Below are 18,299 nucleotides of genomic sequence, written 5' to 3' on the forward strand. Positions count from 1 at the left end.
ACCGCACGATCAACAGGCCAACAGCGACCGGCTCGTCTTCAAGGTTCCATGGTCCGCTTCAACAGCTTTTTTACCTCCGCATAGGATCTCGTATTGACCACGTCGGCCTTTCGAAGCCAGCCCCGCCGGGCCTGCGCGATACCGTATCTGCCGTTTTCGAGATCCGCCGTGCTATGCGCATCGCTGCTCACGGCCAGCAGCACGCCCTCTTCTCGCGCCATCTGGCAATGGATGTCCGTCAGGTCCAACCGCTCAGGATGGGCGTTCACCTCAAGGAAGCAACCGCGCTCCCGGGCTTTCCGGATGATGCGCGACATGTCCACGTCATAGGGATCACGGCGGCCAATGAGGCGGCCGCTGGGATGGGCCAGAATGGAAAAATGCGAATGGCCCATGGCTTTCAGGATACGGTCGGTTTGCTTCTGCCGGGAGAGATTGAAGCGGCTATGGACTGCGCCGACCACCAGGTCCAGGCGGCCGAGCACCTCGTCCGGTAAATCGAGCGCGCCGTCATCGAGGATGTCCACCTCAATTCCCTTCACCAATCGAATTCCGGTGAGACTTTCGTTCAGCCTGTCGATTTCGTCGATCTGTGCCAACAACCGTGTAGAATCGAGCCCCCTGGCCATCGTTAACCGGCGGGAATGGTCGGTGATGGCCAGATACTGCAGTCCACGGAGCCGGGCGGCCTCCGCCATTTCTTTGAGACTGTGCCGGCCATCCGTCGCGGTCGTATGGGCGTGCAGGTCCCCCACCAGATCGCTCAGTTCCACGAGCTTCGGAAGGCGGCCTTCTTTTGCCGCTTCGAACTCACCCCGGTTCTCTCGTAGCTCCGGGGGAATCCAGGGGAGACCGAGGGCGGCATAGACCGATTCCTCCGTCTCTCCGGCGACACGCTGGTCTCCACGAAACACGCCATATTCATTCAGCTTTAAGCCGCGCTCCTGGGCCAACTGCCGCAGCACAACGTTGTGATGTTTGCTGCCAGTGAAATACAGCAAGGCCGCGCCATAACTCTCTTCGGGGACCACCCGCACATCCACCTGCAAGTGACTCTGAAGGCGGACACTGGCCTTCGTCTCACCCTGGGCCAGCACCTCCTGAACTTCCGGGTAGCGGACAAACCGATCCGTGATGCCCCGCCCTGCGCGCGCCGTCACGAGGAGATCAAGATCGCCGATGGTTTCCCTCGCGCGCCGATAACTCCCAGCCACCATGACGCGACCCACGCCGGGAGACAGTCGCAGATACGCCAACAGCGCCTCGGCATAGCGCATGGCGACGGCCAGTTGCATGCGGGATTCTTCTCCCGTCCGCGCGGCCAGGGCATCGAGGATATGCCGCTCGGTTTTCTCCCCGAATCCAGAGAGGGTACGCACACGCCCCTCCTGCGCCGCCCGCTGTAAATCGGACAGGCTGCGTATGTGGAGATGGCGGGCAAGCGCCTGAACGCGTTTGGGGCCAAGCCCGGGAATGCGCAATAACTCCGTCAGTGTGGCTGGAATCTTTTTGCGTTGCGCCTCCAGGGCGGACGCCGTGCCGGTCTTGACGATTTCTTGGATTTTTCCCGCCAAATCGTCGCCGATGCCGGGGAGGCCGGTGAGGTCTTCACCCTGCGCCACCATGTCCGCCACCTCGCCGGACAGATCGCGGATCGTTCTGGCAGCAAAACGGTAGGCCCGGACACGGAACGGATTCGCGCCTTCGATTTCAAGCAGGTCGGCCATCTCCTCAAAGATCGCCGCGACATCGGCATTGTGCACCGTCATGTTCCCAGGCCTTTGCAGGTGTGACCAGGACGCTCGGGTCCGACAATCTGTATGCCGTAAGCAATGAGCAGGCCCGAGCGGTATCAGTGCGGAGAGTGACGGATGAGGATCTCCGGATGGATGGAGTGCCGGGCGCTGCACACACCAGACGAATTCAACCCGGCCGTTTCACTCTTCGCCATGACCTCCCGAGCCCCTTCCGGCGTGCGCATCTTCCGCCGATATTCGAGAATGAGCGGATCGATGTGCTCGCCGTACATGACGCAGCGCCATCCCATTTGCCTGACTTCGCGAATCTCATCAGGCACCATGAAACCCTCCGCAACGAGGGCATTGATCTCGACCAACACCCGTGGAGCACGTCACCCTATAGCATCAACCTGTCCGTGAAATGGTCATGCTGTCTGCCCTCATGTGAGTCGGACGTACGAAAAAGAATTCTGGCTGTTTCCTGCTTGATCAATCCGAGCACGGCCGTTTCCGGCAAGTCCTTGCTTGGCTTGGCGCGATTGTCCACGGCTCTCCTCCTGTCACTGACGACAAATGCTACAGCTACCGGCTCGTCCATTCGTCATCGACGGCAGGGAGACCATCCCATCCAGCCGCGCATTCTTCTTTCCCTTCGCTTTCATAGTGGTCTATGCCTTGCAGAACATCTGCTCGAATGTGAGCCGTCCAATGCCCTGGAACCCGATTATCAAGTCGAGACGAGATTGGGACGTCATCCCCAATCTCCACGATTATGAGGCTGTGCGCAGAACCTTTTCATGGGACCAGGCACGGGCCGAGCTGGATGGGCTTCCGGCGGAACAGGGCCTGAACATCGCCCATGAAGCCGTCACCCGTCATGCGGCCGGACCACTGGCGCAACGGACGGCCATCCGGTGGTTGGGAAAAGACGGAACGGTCGACGACTATTCTTACCGGCGACTAGAGGATCTGACGAACCGCTTCGCCAACGTGCTCCAGGCGATCGGCATCGTCAAAGGCGACCGGGTCTTTGCGCTCGCCGGACGCATCCCTGAGCTGTACATCACCGCACTGGGCGCCCTGAAACACCGTGCGATCTTCTGCCCGCTCTTCTCCGCCTTCGGGCCGGAACCGATTCGCGCGAGGCTGACCATCGGACAGGCCAAGGTGCTCGTGACCACGGCATCGCTCTATCAACGAAAAGTGGCTGCCATTCGAGAGGCCCTGCCCAACCTTGAACATGTATTGCTGATCGGCGACGAGCAGCCGGCGATGCCGCGGGCAGGCACGCACAACTTCCATCAGCTTATTCAGCAGGCCTCGGGCAACTATCGGATCGGAACGACCGATCCCGAAGATCCGGCGCTCCTGCATTTCACCAGCGGGACAACTGGAACACCCAAAGGCGCAATTCACGTGCATGGAGCGGTGGTGGCTCACCACATCACAGGGAAGCTAGCCCTCGACTTTCATCCCGGCGACATCTTCTGGTGCACGGCGGACCCCGGCTGGGTTACCGGCACCTCCTACGGCATCATCGCGCCCCTCACCAACGGCTTGACCAGCATCGTAGACGAAGCCGAGTTCGACGCCGAACGGTGGTACGGAATTGTGCAAGACCAGGCTGTCACGGTCTGGTATACGGCGCCGACCGCCATTCGCATGATGATGAAAACCGGCTTGTCCCTCGCCAGACAGTATCACGTGGGAACACTGCGCTTTCTCGCCAGCGTGGGAGAACCCCTGAACCCCGAAGCGGTCGTGTGGGGAGAACAGGCGTTCGGCCGCCCGTTTCACGACAACTGGTGGCAGACCGAAACCGGCGGCATCATGATCGCCAACTATGCGGCCATGGATGTTCGCCCCGGTTCCATGGGTCGTCCCTTGCCAGGCATCGAAGCCGGCATCGTGAGAACAACCGATTCGGGAGAGGTGGAGCCGATCACTGAGCCTGGCCAACAGGGGGAACTGGCGCTGCGGCCCGGTTGGCCTTCGATGTTCCGCGGCTATTGGAATGAACCGGAACGGTACCGCAAATGTTTTACTGGCGGCTGGTATTTGACCGGCGACGTCGCCAGGCAGGATAAGGACGGCTATTTCTGGTTCGTGGGCCGCGCGGATGACGTGATCAAGACCTCGGGGCATCTCATCGGTCCCTTTGAAGTGGAAAGTGTGCTCATCGAGCACAAGGCCGTGGCGGAAGCCGCGGTGATCGGCAAACCGGACCCCGTCGCCATGGAACTCGTGAAAGCCTTTGTCTCGCTGAAAGACGGCTACGAGCCGGACGAGGCGCTCAGACGCGAATTGCTCGGCTTTGCGCGAGCCCGCCTCGGCGCGGTGGTAGCCCCGAAAGAGATCGCGTTTCTGCCGACCCTGCCGAAAACGCGAAGCGGCAAGATTATGCGGCGGCTCTTGAAGGCGCGCGAACTCGGCTTGCCGGAAGGAGACACCTCGACGCTGGAGAGCGGCTCATGACGGTGTCGATGACTCGCGAACAGGGTTTGGAGTTGCTCCGGCAGATGGTGCGAATCCGCCGGTTCGAAGAGCGGGCGGCGGAACTCTACCAACTCGGAAAGATCCACGGGTTTCTTCACCTGTACATCGGGGAAGAAGCTGTGGCCGCCGGCTCCATTCCCGCCCTGGCGAGCGAAGATGCCATCGTCGCCACCTATCGTGAACATGGCCACGCGCTCGTCCGCGGCGCCTCGATGAGATCGTTGATGGCCGAGTTGTTCGGCAAGACGACAGGCTGCGCGCGCGGGCGCGGAGGTTCCATGCACTTCTTCGACGCCTCACGCCGCTTCTACGGCGGGCTCGCGATCGTCGGCGGCGGGTTGCCGGTGGCGGTGGGGTTGGCGCTCGCCGACAAGCTGCAAGGCCGCGCACGCGTCACCGCCTGCTATTTCGGCGACGGCGCCGTGGCCGAAGGCGAATTTCACGAATCCTTGAACCTCGCCGCCCTATGGAACCTGCCGGTGCTGTTCGTTTGCGAGAATAATCTGTACGCCATGGGCACCGCGCTGGCCCGCCACCAATCGCAACCGGACATCGCGGAAAAAGCGAGAGCTTATGCGCTGACGGCTCACACCGTCGACGGCATGGATGTCCTGGCCGTCGACGTGGCCACACGCCTCGCGGTCGAGTTCGTGCGACAAGGCCATGGCCCCTACTTTCTGGAGTGCCGCACCTACCGCTTCCGCGCCCATTCCATGTATGACGCCGAACTCTATCGCACCAAGGACGAAGTGAGCGAATGGAAACAGCGCGACCCGATTGTCACATTCCAACAATCACTACGCGCCGCCAAGCTTTTGCACGATGAGGATTGGGACAACCTGGACGCGTCGATTGCCGCCGAGGTCGCCGACGCCGTGGCCTTCGCGGAGGCCGGACCATGGGAGCCGCTCGAAGATCTCACCAAGGATGTGTACAGCCCTATGCTCGACGATCAGCGTTCACCTTCTGGCTGATGGCTAACTGCTGATCGCTGAATACTGTGCGTCTATCGTTGGATGTCATGACTATCACCTACAGGGAAGCGGTACGGAGCGGCATGCGGGAGGCCTTGCAGCGCGATCCTCGCGTATTCCTCATGGGGGAAGACGTCGGCAAGTACGGCGGCACCTATGCCTGCAGCAAAGGGTTTCTCGATGAGTTCGGCCCTGAACGGATTCGAGACACGCCGCTGTCAGAGAGCACCTTCGTCGGCGCGGGCATCGGCGCGGCGCTCGGCGGCATGCGCCCGATCGTGGAGGTCATGACCGTCAACTTCAGCCTGCTGGCGCTGGATCAAATCATGAACAATGCCGCCACGCTCCGGCATATGTCGGGCGGACAATTCAGCGTGCCGCTCGTCGTCCGCATGGCCACCGGCGCCGGCCGCCAAGTGGCCGCGCAACATTCGCATAGCCTGGAAGGTTGGTACGCGCATATTCCCGGCATTACTGTCCTGACACCCGCAACCGTCACCGATGCGCGCGGAATGCTGCTCACCGCTCTCGAACAACCGGATCCGGTCTTCATCTTCGAACACGCCTATCTGTATCCCATGGAAGGGCCTGTGGAAGAGGGACCGCTTGCGGTGGAGATCTCGCATGCGGCAATCCGTCGAGTCGGCAAAGATGTCAGTCTGCTCACCTTCGGCGGCAGCCTCTGGAAGGCGTTGGCAGCCGCAACACAACTGGCGCAGGATGGCATCGACGCCGAGGTGGTAGATCTACGGGTCTTGCGCCCGCTCGATCGTAACGGCCTTCTGACATCGGTCCGCAAAACGCACCGGGCCGTCGTGATCGACGAAGCCTGGCGCACCGGAAGTTTCGCCGCGGAAGTCTCCGCCGTGATCATGGAACAAGCCTTTTACGACTTGGACGCGCCGGTCGCGCGGGTGTGCAGCGAGGAGGTTCCGATTCCCTATCCGAAACATCTGGAGGAGGCGGCGCTGCCGACGGTGGAGAAAATCGTGCAGGCGGTTCGCAGGCTGCTGGGATAATCGATGGCTTGGCTGTTTCTTCATCACTCACCGCCTGTTCCCTTTCACATTTCACCCTTCGCGCTTCACGTTTCACGGAGGCTTGCTCATGGCTGAATTCGTCATGCCCACCCTTGGCGCGGACATGACCGAGGGGACCTTGGTGCAGTGGAAAAAACAGATCGGAGACCGGATCACGAAGGGAGACATCATCGCGGAGGTCGATACGGAAAAGGCCGCTATCGAGGTCGAATGCCATGCCAACGGGATCATCGAACAGTTGCTGACCAAGCCCGGAGACCAAGTACCAGTCGGCACGGTCATGGCGGTGATTCGTGAAGAAGGGCAGGCTGCGGCCGCAGTATCACAACCACAACAGATCGCGCCGCAGCCGGCGGCCCCTCAGCCAGTTCTCCCGCCCGGCGCCAAGGCCGCGCCCTCACCGTCTCCTGGCAGCCGCCTGCGCATCTCTCCCGCAGCCCGAAAGCTGGCCACCGAGCGAGGGTTTGATCCGACAGGCCTGCAGGGAACCGGTCCGGAGAGGGCCGTTACGCTGGAGGATATCGAACGAGCCACCGCCGTCACATCGGACATCGTAAAACCAGTCAGTCCCGCCGATCGCCAGGCGCGTATGCGGCAGACCATCGCGGCAGCCATGGCTCGCTCCAAACGCGAGATTCCCCATTATTATCTGAGCACAACGATCGACATGGGCCGCGCGCTCGCGTGGCTGAAGCAGGCAAATGAACAACGTCCAGTGACGGAACGTCTCCTCTATGGCGTCCTGTTGATCAAAGCGGTGGCCCTCGCGCTGCGTCAGGTTCCCGAGTTAAATGCGCTGTGGAAGGACGGCGACGCAGGCAGGACTAACCGGATTCATATCGGCACGGCCATTTCCCTGCGCCAGGGTGGCCTCGTTGCGCCGGCCTTGCACGACGCCGACCGCGCGAGTCTCGGCGACTTGATGCAACGGTTCCAGGACCTCGTGAAACGGGCCCGCGCCGGTTCGTTACGGAGTTCAGAACTGTCGGACCCGACCATCACCGTCACCAGCCTGGGCGAACAAGGAGTGGAAACCGTGTTCGGAGTCATTTATCCTCCGCAGGTGGCCTTGGTGGGATTCGGCAAGGTGGTTGAACGGCCGTGGGTGGCCGACGGGCGGATCGTCCCGCGGCCGGTCGTGACCGCCTCCTTGTCCGCCGACCATCGTGTCAGCGACGGCCATCGCGGAGGATTGTTTCTGGCGGAAATCGATCGCCTATTACAGGAGCCCCAATCGCTATGACGACCACCCCATCGGACGCTGACAATCGAGAACAGATCCTACGCCTCCTGGGCGAGATTGCCCCCGAAGCCGATCTGGCCTCGATCAACCCCGAGGTCAGTTTTCGAGACCAGCTCGACCTCGACTCGATGGACTTCCTCAACTTCGTGGTGGCCATCCACAAGGCATTCCACCTTGAGATCCCTGAAACCGATTATCCCAAATACATGACCTTGAACGGCTGTCTCGCTCAACTCTCAGCCGCCCGATCATGACAGACGCACGACCGTCGCCAGCCGATTCCTGCATTTTGAAAGTCGTCGTCGGCTCGCACGCGCACGGCCTGGCCGGACCGGACAGCGACAAGGATTTTCGCAGCGTCTTCGTGCTGCCTACCGCCGAATTATTCCGAGTCGGTTTCAAATACCAAGGCACGAGGATGATGAAGGAGGAAGACGACGAGACCGCCTGGGAAATCGGGCACTTTCTCCAACTCGCGTTACAGGGCCACCCGTTGGTGCTGGAGACGCTGGTCGCGCCGGTGGTGACAATGGATGATTGGGGCACAGAGCTGCGGGGGCTCTTCCCCCGTCTCTGGTCCGCAGACACCGCCTATGAGTCGTTTCTCAACTACTGCGAGAACCAGCGCAAGAAGATGCTGGAGAAAAAAGATGGCCGGCCGGCGAAATACGCCGCCGCCTACGTGCGGGTACTGTTTAACCTCTGTGAATTACTGGAACGGGGCAGCTTCAGCATCAGGATCTCGGAAACCCCCGTGGGTGAAGCAGTCCGTCGGATCAAAGCCGGACAGTACCGCCCCGGCGAGGTCATCGATCTCGGAGAATATTGGAGCGAGGAAGCCGCACGCCGCCTTCGCACCTGTACACAACAGGCGCGCCCGGATCTCGCCGATGCCTTTCTGCTTAAACTGCGGAAGGCTTTTCTTTTCTAGCCGGCGACACGACAAGAAAAAACCCGCTTCCGTGTGGAGATCAGACCTGCCGACCGAGCGAGATCCATCCGGACACCCCGGCACAACGCTCACACCGGATGTCCCGCGCCTCCCGTTCATCGGGCTCCCTTAGAGCCGTGCCTCATACTGGCACCGAGATGGAAGCGCGTCCCTTCAGAACTGATCCCGAAACCGCCACAGGCGCAACCCCCGAACCAACTCTTCGCTGCACGGAAGCGGGGATGTCGACCTTATCCCGGCTCCACCTCCCTTCATGTATCGAGTAAGCACGGCCGGCTTGAAATCAATGAGGTAATTGGCACCAATGCCGCACCACCACGCTGCCCCGTATCGCCCCACTGAGATGACGATCCGACACGCCTCTCCGCCAGGCGAATGAACTTCGCGGCTCCAGAGGACAAGACGTTCCACGATGTTTCCTGGCATCGAGCCTGCAATACTTCGAAACAGGCACGCAGCCGGCTGAACCCTGAGAGGACACCTGCAGAACAGAGAAAGGAGAGACGACCATGAGTGGACTCACCCGCTGGGAACCATTTCGCACACAGTTCAATCCCTGGAGAGAGTTGGAAGATGTCGAGAAACGCCTCTCCGCCATGTGGGGCCGGACGCCGGCGAAGGCAGACGGCCAGCAGGAAGCCATTGCAGTCGCGGAATGGTCTCCCCTGGTCGACATCACCGAAGACGAGAAGGAATACCTGATTAAGGCGGAGTTGCCGGAGATCAAAAAAGAAGACGTGAAACTGACGGTGCAGGACAATGTGCTAGCCATCTCCGGCGAGCGCAAATACGAGAAGGAAGAGAAGGGCAAGAAGTATCATCGCGTCGAGCGCGCGTACGGGAGTTTCCTGCGGAGCTTCACGCTCCCGGAAGATGCCGACGGCAGCAAGGTCGCCGCGGAATACAAAGAAGGCATCCTCAAAGTGCATCTGCCGAAATCGGAACAGGTCAAAGCGAAATCGATCGAGGTGAAGGTCTCCTAACCGAAAGGAGCGCCCGTGTTCAAACATCCTCGCTATCTGGATATTCCCTGGGAAATGCATTGGCACCCGGACAATGCGCCCGGTCACCACTGGCGGCTGATACTGCTCATGATCGTCGCGGCGCTGTTCCTCATCGGTGTAGGGGTGACGAGCGGATTGTGGTAATTCGACTCACGGCATCGCTGCAAACCGGGAAGCGCGTAGAGGAGCGGAAGGGCATGTTCAAAAACCGTGAAGAAGCCGGCGAACTCCTGGCGCAGGAACTGGTCGCCTTTCGCAACGACCCTGATGCCATCCTGCTCGCGCTTCCGCGCGGAGGGGTGACGGTGGCCTATCAAGTGAGCCTGGCTCTGCACCTTCCGCTCGACGTGCTCATCACCCGCAAAATCGGCGCGCCGGGAAATCCGGAATATGCGCTGGGCGCTGTCAGTGAAACAGGAGCGGTCTACTGGAATCAGGACGCTCTATCCGACCTTGCGCTTTCGGAACGTGAACGCGCTGCCGCCGTACAGGCGCAACAAAAGGAAGTCTCCCGGCGGGTGGCGTTGTACCGGCAGGGACGGCCCTTCCCGAACCTGAAAGACCGGACCGTCATTATTGTGGACGACGGTTTGGCAACCGGCGCCACTTTCTTTGCCTCGGTCGAGACCGCGCGGCAGGCCCATCCGCGCCGCATCATCGGTGCGATCCCGGTCGGCCCTCGCAGCACCGTGCAGGAAGCCCGCAGCCTGGTCGATCAACTAGTGGTGCTGCGGGTTCCGGAACCCTTTTATGCCGTCGGGAATTTTTACCGGGACTTCGAGCAGGTCGAAGACCGGGACGTGTTGCAGTATCTCAACCTGGCTGAAGAAGCGTTCATCTCCAAATCGTAACTCAGGAATGGTTTCCGACGACCGCCACACCGGCGAAGAAAGGAACTGTACGCGATGAACAACCACCCCGAAGGCGGCCACAGCGCGCGCCGCGATCGATTCGTTGAGGAATATAAACACGATTCGTACAAGATGCCGGGCAAGTTGAAGGAACCGACCGTCTGCAAGACATGCGGCGCCCTCTACCATAAAGGTCGCTGGACCTGGGACACCAGGCCGGCGGCCGCCGAGCAGATCATCTGTCCGGCGTGCCTCCGCATCCAGGACAAAAATCCCAAAGGATTCGTGACCCTGAAAGGACCGTACAAGGCGCAGCATCGCGATCAGGTGATGGGGCTCATCCATAATACCGAGGCGCAGGAAAAGAAAACCTATCCCCTGGCTCGTATTATGACGATCGAAGACCGGGATGAGGGTCTGGTCGTCCTCACTACCGATGCCCACTTGCCCCGGCGTATCGGCGAAGCATTGAAACATTCGCACCATGGCGAGTTGGACATTCAGTACGACCGGGACGAGGATTTCATCCGAATCACATGGACCGGCTAGGCATCAGGGCCGGACAGCGTGCGCAGGGAGACCTTCACGATCGGACCCGATTGAAACGAGGTGGTCATGGGTGCGCGGCGTCGGAGATGGACTCAAGGAAGCGGGCTTCTGATCGGTGGAATCCTGGTCATGGCAGCCATGTTGCCGGCAGCAACGGCCGAGGTGCAACTCCTGCCAGGCGCGGCGGCCGATCTCGATCAGGCGACGATGAACGGAGTGATGAAGACCTTTCAGCAAGCGGATGACGCGCTTCGGGCGCGTCATGTGGATGGCGTGATGGCGATATATTCCGATCAGTACAACTATCACGGACTGAAGAAACACGACATGCACAAAGTCTGGGTGAATCTGTTGGATGAATTCCAGGATCTCGCCGACGTTCATCACTTCTCCCGCATGAGCAAAATCGGCTCAGGCTCCAACACCATTATTGAGGTAACCTGCACGGGCAGCCTGACAGGCCTGTCGAAAACCGGCGGCTTACGCGTGCCGATCGACAGTTGGTATGAGGAAATCCACTATATGACGTGGGAGGACGGACAGTGGCGAATCCGAGGCAATGTCGGCGATTCACCTCGGCTCATGCCCTTCGGCACGTCACCGCATCCGTTGTTTTAGCCCCCATGGTCATGACGATTCGTCGCGAAATCGCCGAGTCACGTTGGGGCACCGGCGCGAGGAGACGGGAGGGGCCGAGGCGTACGCTTGTAGTACGTTGAGGACCCGAGGGGCGAGCCCGCCGGCCGAAGGCCCGACGCAGCGGTGAGTCGGCGATTGCGGCAGAAGTGCTCATGAACCATGCGGGCTAGTGAAAGGAGTCCTATGCGCGTCCTGATCGCACTCGATTGGTCGGAACAGGCGTTCGCAGCCGTTCGAGAAGTCTCGTATCTGTATGACCTGCAGGAGGTCGTTCTGGTACATGGGATCGATCTGGGCATGTTTCAATATCCGATCGTCGCGGAAGTCAGCAACATGCAAGGCTACGACGAATTCCGCCAGGCCATGGAACGGGCCGGCCAACAACTGTTGGATCATACCGCCACGCTCCTGCCGCCCCAGGGCCTGTCGGTCACGCGAGTCTGTGAATTCGGCAAACCGGCATCGCTGATTTTGGACAAGGCGCGAGACATGCGGCCGGAGTTAATCGTGATCGGGGCGCGCGGAAGAGGCCGCGTCGGCGAATTCGTCCTGGGCAGCGTGTCGCATCGTGTCGCGCTGCACGCGGAGTGCACGACCCTGATCGTGAAGGAACGGGAGGGACCGGTGAAACGCGTCACCGTTGCCATTGAAGGACACGAGGATGCCGCGCGCATCAAATCCTGGTTGCTCGCTCATCCCTTCAAGAATCCTGTCGATTTGACGATCGCGAGCGTCGTGCGACCGATCCCGGCCACCGACCCCTTCAGCCTGTTCCCCCTCCAGGATTGGACCGGCATCGCCGTGCGATCGGCGGAGGATCTCGTCAAAAATCTGGCGGCGTCGGTCATGAATCATCGGTATTCGGTCGGCACACAGGTCGCGGTGGGCGACCCGACTGATATCCTGACGGAGCGTGCCCGTTCGGCGGACCTGTTGATCATCGGGTCTCACGGACGGAAGGGACTTGAGCGGTTCCTGCTGGGCAGCATTTCCCATGCGCTCTTGCACCGGGTCCCTTGTCCAGTGTTGTTGGTGCGATAACCTCCCGGTCGTCCGGCGGCGAGACGTTAAACCATAAAGGAGCCAGCGCATGAAAACCTTCAGCATTCTCTGTGCCCTCAGCCTTGTGATGCTCGGCAGTTCATGGGCCGCCGGCCAAATCAACCGCGGCAATCCGCGCGAGGGCCAGGCCATCTACGAAAAATACTGCCTGCGGTGCCATGGTGACAGATTGGATGGCAACGGGCCGGACGGCCAGTATCTCATTGTACGCCCGGCGAATTTTCAATCTGTGAACTCGCGCGCCAAGACCGACTGGGAATTGTTGATCACCATTGCAAACGGCGCGCTGTTCAGCCCCATGCACGGCTATCGTGGGAAACTGACGGACCAGCAGATGCTGGATGTCTTGTCCTATATCCGATCGGTCGCCGCGCCTGACTTCGTGAGCTAACCGGCCCGCATCATCGATGGACAATGCGCGGAGACATTCCGCGTGGGCCGCGGGAGCGGAATTCAGCATCAGCGGCTTGCACCAGTGACTGTGCGCAGTCATGATCAGCGTCGGCGTACTACTGATCGCGACTGTGCGTTTGCGCTCTGATAGCCCATGCAACGTATTCGTCCCCGCCACATGCCGCCCCTGCGAGAGGAAGGGCCCGATTCGGCCCACACCATCCTACGCGATGGAACAACCGCCCTCCTACGCATTGCCCAACCGGTCGATGCCGATGAACTGCAGCGCTTCTTCACACGCCTGGCGCCGGCCGCGACGCGGCATCGGTTTTTTTCGGAATCGGCCCCGCCCGGCGAGGTCATTCGCTCGCTGTGTGACGCGTCGCATCCTGAACGCAGCCTGACCGTGATCGTCCTCCGTCGGCATGACGATACGCTGCGTATCATCGCTTCGGGCTCCTATCATGCGCGGGCCCCGCACGAGGCAGAGGTAGCGATGGCCGTGGACGATCAACTCCATGGACACGGCCTCGGCACCATTCTCCTCGAACGACTGGCCCTGCTGGCCATCCGGCAGGGCTTCACAAAACTCTGGGCCATCACCCATGCCGACAACCTGGCGATGCGCGAAGTGTTTGCCACCTCTGGCTTCACTACGGAAGAGCATGTCGAAGGCGGCGACATGGAGGTCGAGCTGTCGCTGATACCGACCGACCGCAGCGTACGGCAATCCGAATGGCGTGAGCGAGTCGCCACCATCGCCTCGCTTCATCCGCTGTTTCATCCACGCGCCGTCGCTGTGATCGGCGCCTCGCGCGCGCCCAGAAGTATCGGCTACCGGTTACTCGAGGCCCTCCACGACAACCGGTTTGAGGGCCGCTGTTATGCCGTCAACCCGCATGCCTCCGCCATCGCCGGAGTCGACGCGTATCCGTCCTTGCGCCACCTGCCCGAACCGGTGGATCTCGCCGTCATCGCCGTTCCCAAAGAAGCCGTGTTGCCCGTGGTGGACGAGTGCGCCGCCATCGGAGTCCGCGCGCTGGTGGTCATCACCGCCGGCTTTGCGGAGGTGGGAGAGGAGGGCCGGCGGTTGCAGGACCAGTTACTGGAGAAGGTTCGGCAGCATGGGATGCGTATGGTGGGGCCCAATTGCTTCGGCATCCTGAACACCGACCCCGCGGTGCGGTTGAACGCCACGTTCACGCCGACGTTTCCTCGCGCCGGATCGATCGCCATGTCCTCGCAAAGCGGCGCCTTGGGACTCGCCCTAGTCGCCGCCTCCAACCGATTACACCTGGGGCTGTCCACCTTCGTCAGCGTCGGCAACAAAGCCGATGTCTCCGTCAACGATCTCCTGCAGTACTGGGAAAGCGACTCCGCCACGAACGTGATCCTGCTGTACGTCGAATCGTTCGGCAACCCCAGGCGATTTGCGCAGATCGCCAGGCGGGTCGGCCGCAACAAGCCGATCGTCGTACTCAAAGCGGGGCGGACCTCATCGGGCAAACGAGCCGCCGGGTCCCACACCGCCGCGCTGGCCGCCAATGATGTAGCGGTGGACGCCCTCTTTCAACAAACCGGCATCCTACGCGCCGACACGTTGGAAGAAATGTTTGCTCTGGCGGCAGGCCTATCTGATCAACCATTGCCGAAAGGCAACCGCGTCGGCATCCTGACCAACGCCGGCGGGCCCGCCATTCTCTGCGCGGATGCCTGTGAAGCGGCCGGCCTGGAGGTGCCCGAGTTGTCTCAGGCGACGATCACGCAGCTCTCGCCCTTCTTGCCTGCCTCAGCATCCTTGCGCAACCCGGTCGACTTGATCGCCTCAGCCAGTCCGGAGCAATACGAGCAAGCGATCGTCACACTGCTGGGCTCCGACGATATCGATGCTCTCATCATTTTATATATCGCGGTGACGGCCACTGACGTCGACCCTATCGCCGACGGCATTGCGCGAGGGATCGCGGCGGCGCGGGCGAGGCAGCTGATCAGCAAACCGGTCGCTATCGGATGGATGGTGGAAACGGATCGAGACCGCAGATTTTCGCTTCCGCAGGAAACCATTCCCACCTATGGCCTGCCCGAACTTCCCGCGCGCGTCCTAGGCAAAATCGCCGGCTACGTACAGTGGCGCGATCGCCCGATCGGCATGGTGCCGGACTTTGACGATCTGGATCTATCGGCGGTCAGAACCGTCTGTCGTGAGGCCCTCGCCGCACGGGGCAGCGGCTGGTTAACGGTCACCGAAACCCGCCGAGTCCTGACGGGCATGGCGATCCCTTTGCCGCCCGGCGGCCTGGCAACCTCCGCCGAGGAAGCGGCCACCCTCGCCGCGCAAATAGGATTTCCGGTCGCCGTCAAACTGGCCTCGCATACGCTGGTCCATAAGAGCGAAATCGGCGGCGTGCATCTCAACCTGTCCAGTAAGACGGAGGTGCGTCGCGCGTATGACGAGATCGCCGCGCGGCTCGCGCAGGATCATACCTTGGCGGCCATGGAAGGGGTGCTGGTTCAGTCGATGGTCACGAGCGGGGTCGAGGTCATGGCCGGAATGGTGCAGGATCCCTCCTTCGGCCCCTTGATCGGATTCGGTCTCGGCGGGATCCATGTCGAAATTCTCGGGGACGTGCGCTTCCGCATCACACCTTTGACGGAGCTGGACGCGGCCGACTTGATTCGCAGTATTAAGGGGTATCGCCTGCTGCAGGGGTATCGCGGCCATCCGCCGGGCGACGTGGATGCGATTCAAGACTTGCTACTCCGGCTCTCGCGGCTGGTCGAAGAGGTGCCCGAAATCGTGGAGCTCGATTTGAACCCGATTTTCGCCCTTGCTCCGGGGGAGGGCTGCAGCATCGTCGATGCGAGGATCAGGCTAGCGGGCACGTGATTCGTGACTCACGCAGCGCTGCGCTTACGAACTGCACGCGGGCGAGCGGCCCGTGATGAACGCGAAGGAAGAGCCTGAGGCTGCCTTTCGACACCGGCATCGAGCAAGCGGCGAATCATGCGCTGGTATTGTGTGTGGTGCCGGGATGCCTCGGCCTTGAACAACTCCGCGCTTTTCTTGCTCAAAGCCAACGTCACCTTGACTCCTTCATCGCGAAATGCCAATTCGGCGGGAGAGGGCAGAAAATCTGGAATGACACGAATCGTACCCAGGGGTTCATCCCGATATTTTATTTTCGCGCTCATAGACGGCTTTTCCCTTTCGCCCATAGCCGGCGCCGATGATTCGAATAGCCGAACGCCGATAGGTAAACCGGACGGTCAAAATGCCACCCTGGACTTCCCCGAAGCAATAGAAACGATCCTCTGACCTCAGAGTGTCCCTCCGCTCATTGCCCTTCCCCTCCATGACAAGCGAGACATTCTCGCATATGGCCCGGGCGATGCGCGCCTCGCCCCTTCTCATACAAGAGCCGCACAATCGGCTCATCTCTCAGCGTCGGCCTGGTCGCCACCCTCGTGCCGAACTCATGGCAGGCGGTGCAAGAGCTGGCCCCCGTCGCGCGAAACACCAGTTCGCCGTGGGGATTCATCCTTGTCGGTTCAGTAATGTGAGCCAAGGCCCCGCGGTGTTCCGTATGGCATCCGGTGCAGGTCGTTCGTTGCACCACCAGTTCGCGATGCCAGGTCATGACGGCAGGCGTAGACCGGGCCTCAACATACCGTTCGGAATGGCAGGCTACGCAGCGTGCGGGACTGGGCCCTTGAAACGGCTCATGGCATTGCGTGCACCCGCCTTGATACACGTGGTACCGGCTGAGGTCGCCCGGAGCCCAGAAGGCGGCGGGACTCCGCACCGTTCCCCATCCCACCCACATCATCAACAGCAGGGTTGCCAATACCACCGCGGGGATCGCCGTTCGCGGAAGGGGAAGGTACCGCATGACTTACGAGATTCCTGCAAAGAACAACGCTCCCGCCACATGCAGGACGGTGAAGGCCAGGAACATCAGTGTCATCGGCGCATGGATCGCTTGCCAGAGACGAAACGCCTCTTCCTGGGAGGCCATGCCGTGCAACCTCGTCTCGACCTCACGCTCGGATAGTCCTTGGTGCTGAAGCTGGTGACGGTGCTCGTTGAGCGCCCTCAGACTCGCGGCATGCACCAACTGTCCCACGATCCCACTGACGACCACGATCACCATGGAACCCATGGCCAGGATCGGCACGACCGCATGGTAGTGCGCGCCGGAGTGAAGAAAAATCAGCAGGGGGCCGAGGACGCCCGCCACCATGTGCACTCGAAACCACCCGCGCGGCCATCGACGCGAGGGGCCGACGCGTTTTCGAAACGGATAGACAAAGACCAGCAGAGTGAAAGCCAGCCCGGCCCAGCCGACGACATGGCCGTACTCCGTATGGCCGAAAGGCGTCACCTTGTCGAGGCTGAGCAACGCCTCAACGGCCAGCGCCATCACCACCGCACCAACCGTCGCCACAACGACCGCGATGAGGCGCGACCGCACGCCCGTCATATCCGCCTTCCGTTCTTCATCGGCCAGTGGTTACTTCCGGTACTTTTCAACCCCCTTGTGGCCGCCGGCGTGACAGCGCAAACAGTCCGCGAACCGGCCGGGCCCGTGAACGCCCTTCGCCTTGGCCTTGAGCTCTTGCACAATCTGGTTGTCCTGCACCTGCGTGACCATCAGGCCGTCTTTTCCGGCACGATGACAATCCAGGCACTTCGTGGCGCCGGTCGCGCGAAAAATCAAATCGCTGTGTGGATTCGCGGCCATCCCCCCGGAATCGGCGACTGTCAAAACTGATGGCGCTCCCTCAGACGATGAGGTTCCTCCCGGCGTAGCGGCCACGCAGAGCAGCCCCAGCAGACCACCCAGCGCGAGGAGGCCATGACCAGTCATGACCGCCCGCTTCCGCAACAGGTTCGGTACCGCTCTTCCGGAATTTCCTTCATGGCCTGGTATAACTCCGCCCGCTCCGCCTCGCTGATCACCTGATCGATCGAGGGATAGAGAATCCGCTCCTCCTTCATGTTGTGCGATTTCAGGATCTCCAGCAACCGCTGCTCTTCCCGGTCGCTGTCGGGATTCTGTGCCTGCACCTTGTCATGAATGGCCTCCAAACATTGGCCGATCATCTGATGCTCAGTGCGCATGACCTGCGTCGGACCGCCTTCCGCCATGCCGGAGTTCTCCTCCCACTTGGGAAACAACACATCTTCCTCCCAGACAATATGCCGCTGCAGGCCGAACTTGAACTCGACAAAGGCTTCCTTGGCCTTGGCAAAGTTTGTGCGCTTCAATTGCTGGAACGCGCTGAAGAGCGCATCCAACCGGTCATGATCCTGCTCAAACGTGACACTGATTTTTGCATCCGACATGCCGTGCTCC

General features: G+C 61.1%; 21 protein-coding genes. 13 read left to right on the top strand and 8 right to left on the bottom strand.

Going from position 1 to position 18,299, the window contains the following annotated elements; translation table 11 throughout:
• Window positions 1–38: 38 nt before the first annotated feature.
• The gene (gene polX, locus GDA65_01105; protein MBA5861297.1) at window positions 39–1,769 is read right to left on the bottom strand and encodes a DNA polymerase/3'-5' exonuclease PolX; all 1,731 of its coding nucleotides are present in this window, start codon (window positions 1,767–1,769) and stop codon (window positions 39–41) included.
• 83 nt (window positions 1,770–1,852) lie between these two features.
• The gene (locus GDA65_01110; GenBank protein MBA5861298.1) at window positions 1,853–2,080 is read right to left on the bottom strand and encodes a hypothetical protein; all 228 of its coding nucleotides are present in this window, start codon (window positions 2,078–2,080) and stop codon (window positions 1,853–1,855) included.
• Window positions 2,081–2,447: 367 nt separating this feature from the next.
• Between GDA65_01110 and acsA the strand changes: the two genes are divergently transcribed.
• From acsA to GDA65_01175, 13 genes are all read left to right on the top strand, one after another.
• Complete coding sequence (gene acsA / locus GDA65_01115) at window positions 2,448–4,214, top strand: acetate--CoA ligase (protein ID MBA5861299.1); 1,767 nt, start codon at window positions 2,448–2,450, stop codon at window positions 4,212–4,214.
• Complete coding sequence (pdhA, locus tag GDA65_01120; protein MBA5861300.1) at window positions 4,211–5,209, top strand: pyruvate dehydrogenase (acetyl-transferring) E1 component subunit alpha; 999 nt, start codon at window positions 4,211–4,213, stop codon at window positions 5,207–5,209. Before acsA ends, pdhA begins: the two co-directional genes overlap by 4 nt.
• Before the next feature lie 47 nt (window positions 5,210–5,256).
• The gene (locus tag GDA65_01125; GenBank protein MBA5861301.1) at window positions 5,257–6,228 is read left to right on the top strand and encodes an alpha-ketoacid dehydrogenase subunit beta; all 972 of its coding nucleotides are present in this window, start codon (window positions 5,257–5,259) and stop codon (window positions 6,226–6,228) included.
• Window positions 6,229–6,316: 88 nt separating this feature from the next.
• Window positions 6,317–7,492, top strand: coding sequence for a 2-oxo acid dehydrogenase subunit E2 (locus GDA65_01130; protein MBA5861302.1), 1,176 nt, complete (start codon window positions 6,317–6,319; stop codon window positions 7,490–7,492).
• Window positions 7,489–7,746 (top strand): acyl carrier protein, encoded by a 258-nt coding sequence (locus tag GDA65_01135; protein ID MBA5861303.1) that lies wholly within the window; start codon window positions 7,489–7,491, stop codon window positions 7,744–7,746. Before GDA65_01130 ends, GDA65_01135 begins: the two co-directional genes overlap by 4 nt.
• Window positions 7,743–8,423, top strand: coding sequence for a hypothetical protein (locus GDA65_01140; GenBank protein MBA5861304.1), 681 nt, complete (start codon window positions 7,743–7,745; stop codon window positions 8,421–8,423). The genes GDA65_01135 and GDA65_01140 overlap by 4 nt, the downstream gene beginning before the upstream one ends.
• Window positions 8,424–8,953: 530 nt before the next feature.
• Entirely contained in the window at window positions 8,954–9,427 is a 474-nt protein-coding gene (locus GDA65_01145) for an Hsp20 family protein (GenBank protein ID MBA5861305.1), read from the top strand.
• A 218-nt stretch (window positions 9,428–9,645) separates the two neighbouring features.
• Window positions 9,646–10,299, top strand: a complete 654-nt coding sequence (locus GDA65_01150) for a phosphoribosyltransferase (protein ID MBA5861306.1) — start codon at window positions 9,646–9,648, stop codon at window positions 10,297–10,299.
• Between the two features lie 54 nt (window positions 10,300–10,353).
• A complete protein-coding gene (locus GDA65_01155; GenBank protein MBA5861307.1) occupies window positions 10,354–10,848 on the top strand; it encodes an ATPase in 495 nt (164 codons plus the stop codon).
• A 66-nt stretch (window positions 10,849–10,914) separates the two neighbouring features.
• Entirely contained in the window at window positions 10,915–11,466 is a 552-nt protein-coding gene (locus GDA65_01160; protein MBA5861308.1) for a hypothetical protein, read from the top strand.
• 180 nt (window positions 11,467–11,646) lie between these two features.
• Window positions 11,647–12,528, top strand: coding sequence for a hypothetical protein (locus GDA65_01165; protein MBA5861309.1), 882 nt, complete (start codon window positions 11,647–11,649; stop codon window positions 12,526–12,528).
• Between the two features lie 49 nt (window positions 12,529–12,577).
• Window positions 12,578–12,940, top strand: a complete 363-nt coding sequence (locus GDA65_01170; GenBank protein ID MBA5861310.1) for a c-type cytochrome — start codon at window positions 12,578–12,580, stop codon at window positions 12,938–12,940.
• Window positions 12,941–13,096: 156 nt separating this feature from the next.
• On the top strand, window positions 13,097–15,829 hold the full coding sequence (locus GDA65_01175; GenBank protein ID MBA5861311.1) for a GNAT family N-acetyltransferase: 2,733 nt from the start codon (window positions 13,097–13,099) through the stop codon (window positions 15,827–15,829).
• An 8-nt stretch (window positions 15,830–15,837) separates the two neighbouring features.
• On the opposite strand, the gene GDA65_01180 is transcribed toward GDA65_01175, so the two are convergent.
• The 6 genes from GDA65_01180 to GDA65_01205 are packed head-to-tail and all read right to left on the bottom strand — an operon-like array spanning window position 15,838 to window position 18,289.
• Window positions 15,838–16,134 (bottom strand): hypothetical protein, encoded by a 297-nt coding sequence (locus GDA65_01180; GenBank protein MBA5861312.1) that lies wholly within the window; start codon window positions 16,132–16,134, stop codon window positions 15,838–15,840.
• Window positions 16,106–16,378 (bottom strand): hypothetical protein, encoded by a 273-nt coding sequence (locus GDA65_01185; protein MBA5861313.1) that lies wholly within the window; start codon window positions 16,376–16,378, stop codon window positions 16,106–16,108. The genes GDA65_01180 and GDA65_01185 overlap by 29 nt, the downstream gene beginning before the upstream one ends.
• Window positions 16,278–16,832, bottom strand: a complete 555-nt coding sequence (locus GDA65_01190; GenBank protein MBA5861314.1) for a hypothetical protein — start codon at window positions 16,830–16,832, stop codon at window positions 16,278–16,280. The genes GDA65_01185 and GDA65_01190 overlap by 101 nt, the downstream gene beginning before the upstream one ends.
• 3 nt (window positions 16,833–16,835) lie before the next feature.
• A complete protein-coding gene (locus GDA65_01195) occupies window positions 16,836–17,423 on the bottom strand; it encodes a hypothetical protein (protein MBA5861315.1) in 588 nt (195 codons plus the stop codon).
• Window positions 17,424–17,453: 30 nt separating this feature from the next.
• On the bottom strand, window positions 17,454–17,810 hold the full coding sequence (locus GDA65_01200) for a hypothetical protein (GenBank protein MBA5861316.1): 357 nt from the start codon (window positions 17,808–17,810) through the stop codon (window positions 17,454–17,456).
• The gene (locus GDA65_01205) at window positions 17,807–18,289 is read right to left on the bottom strand and encodes a hypothetical protein (GenBank protein MBA5861317.1); all 483 of its coding nucleotides are present in this window, start codon (window positions 18,287–18,289) and stop codon (window positions 17,807–17,809) included. The genes GDA65_01200 and GDA65_01205 overlap by 4 nt, the downstream gene beginning before the upstream one ends.
• Window positions 18,290–18,299 lie beyond the last annotated feature (10 nt).

This window comes from Nitrospira sp. CR1.1 (assembly GCA_014055465.1).
Classification (GTDB): Bacteria; Nitrospirota; Nitrospiria; order Nitrospirales; family Nitrospiraceae; genus Nitrospira_A.

Coding starts and splice junctions, on each gene's coding strand:
- GDA65_01185 (MBA5861313.1), bottom strand. CDS start 16,378: ATGAGCCGATTGTGCGGCTCTTGTATGAGAAGGGGCGAGGCGCGCATC.
- GDA65_01165 (MBA5861309.1), top strand. CDS start 11,647: ATGCGGGCTAGTGAAAGGAGTCCTATGCGCGTCCTGATCGCACTCGAT.
- GDA65_01190 (MBA5861314.1), bottom strand. CDS start 16,832: ATGCGGTACCTTCCCCTTCCGCGAACGGCGATCCCCGCGGTGGTATTG.
- GDA65_01145 (MBA5861305.1), top strand. CDS start 8,954: ATGAGTGGACTCACCCGCTGGGAACCATTTCGCACACAGTTCAATCCC.
- acsA (MBA5861299.1), top strand. CDS start 2,448: ATGCCCTGGAACCCGATTATCAAGTCGAGACGAGATTGGGACGTCATC.
- GDA65_01180 (MBA5861312.1), bottom strand. CDS start 16,134: ATGAGCGCGAAAATAAAATATCGGGATGAACCCCTGGGTACGATTCGT.
- GDA65_01155 (MBA5861307.1), top strand. CDS start 10,354: ATGAACAACCACCCCGAAGGCGGCCACAGCGCGCGCCGCGATCGATTC.
- GDA65_01125 (MBA5861301.1), top strand. CDS start 5,257: ATGACTATCACCTACAGGGAAGCGGTACGGAGCGGCATGCGGGAGGCC.
- polX (MBA5861297.1), bottom strand. CDS start 1,769: ATGACGGTGCACAATGCCGATGTCGCGGCGATCTTTGAGGAGATGGCC.
- pdhA (MBA5861300.1), top strand. CDS start 4,211: ATGACGGTGTCGATGACTCGCGAACAGGGTTTGGAGTTGCTCCGGCAG.
- GDA65_01205 (MBA5861317.1), bottom strand. CDS start 18,289: ATGTCGGATGCAAAAATCAGTGTCACGTTTGAGCAGGATCATGACCGG.
- GDA65_01130 (MBA5861302.1), top strand. CDS start 6,317: ATGGCTGAATTCGTCATGCCCACCCTTGGCGCGGACATGACCGAGGGG.
- GDA65_01110 (MBA5861298.1), bottom strand. CDS start 2,080: ATGGTGCCTGATGAGATTCGCGAAGTCAGGCAAATGGGATGGCGCTGC.
- GDA65_01175 (MBA5861311.1), top strand. CDS start 13,097: ATGCAACGTATTCGTCCCCGCCACATGCCGCCCCTGCGAGAGGAAGGG.
- GDA65_01150 (MBA5861306.1), top strand. CDS start 9,646: ATGTTCAAAAACCGTGAAGAAGCCGGCGAACTCCTGGCGCAGGAACTG.
- GDA65_01135 (MBA5861303.1), top strand. CDS start 7,489: ATGACGACCACCCCATCGGACGCTGACAATCGAGAACAGATCCTACGC.
- GDA65_01140 (MBA5861304.1), top strand. CDS start 7,743: ATGACAGACGCACGACCGTCGCCAGCCGATTCCTGCATTTTGAAAGTC.
- GDA65_01170 (MBA5861310.1), top strand. CDS start 12,578: ATGAAAACCTTCAGCATTCTCTGTGCCCTCAGCCTTGTGATGCTCGGC.
- GDA65_01195 (MBA5861315.1), bottom strand. CDS start 17,423: ATGACGGGCGTGCGGTCGCGCCTCATCGCGGTCGTTGTGGCGACGGTT.
- GDA65_01160 (MBA5861308.1), top strand. CDS start 10,915: ATGGGTGCGCGGCGTCGGAGATGGACTCAAGGAAGCGGGCTTCTGATC.
- GDA65_01200 (MBA5861316.1), bottom strand. CDS start 17,810: ATGACTGGTCATGGCCTCCTCGCGCTGGGTGGTCTGCTGGGGCTGCTC.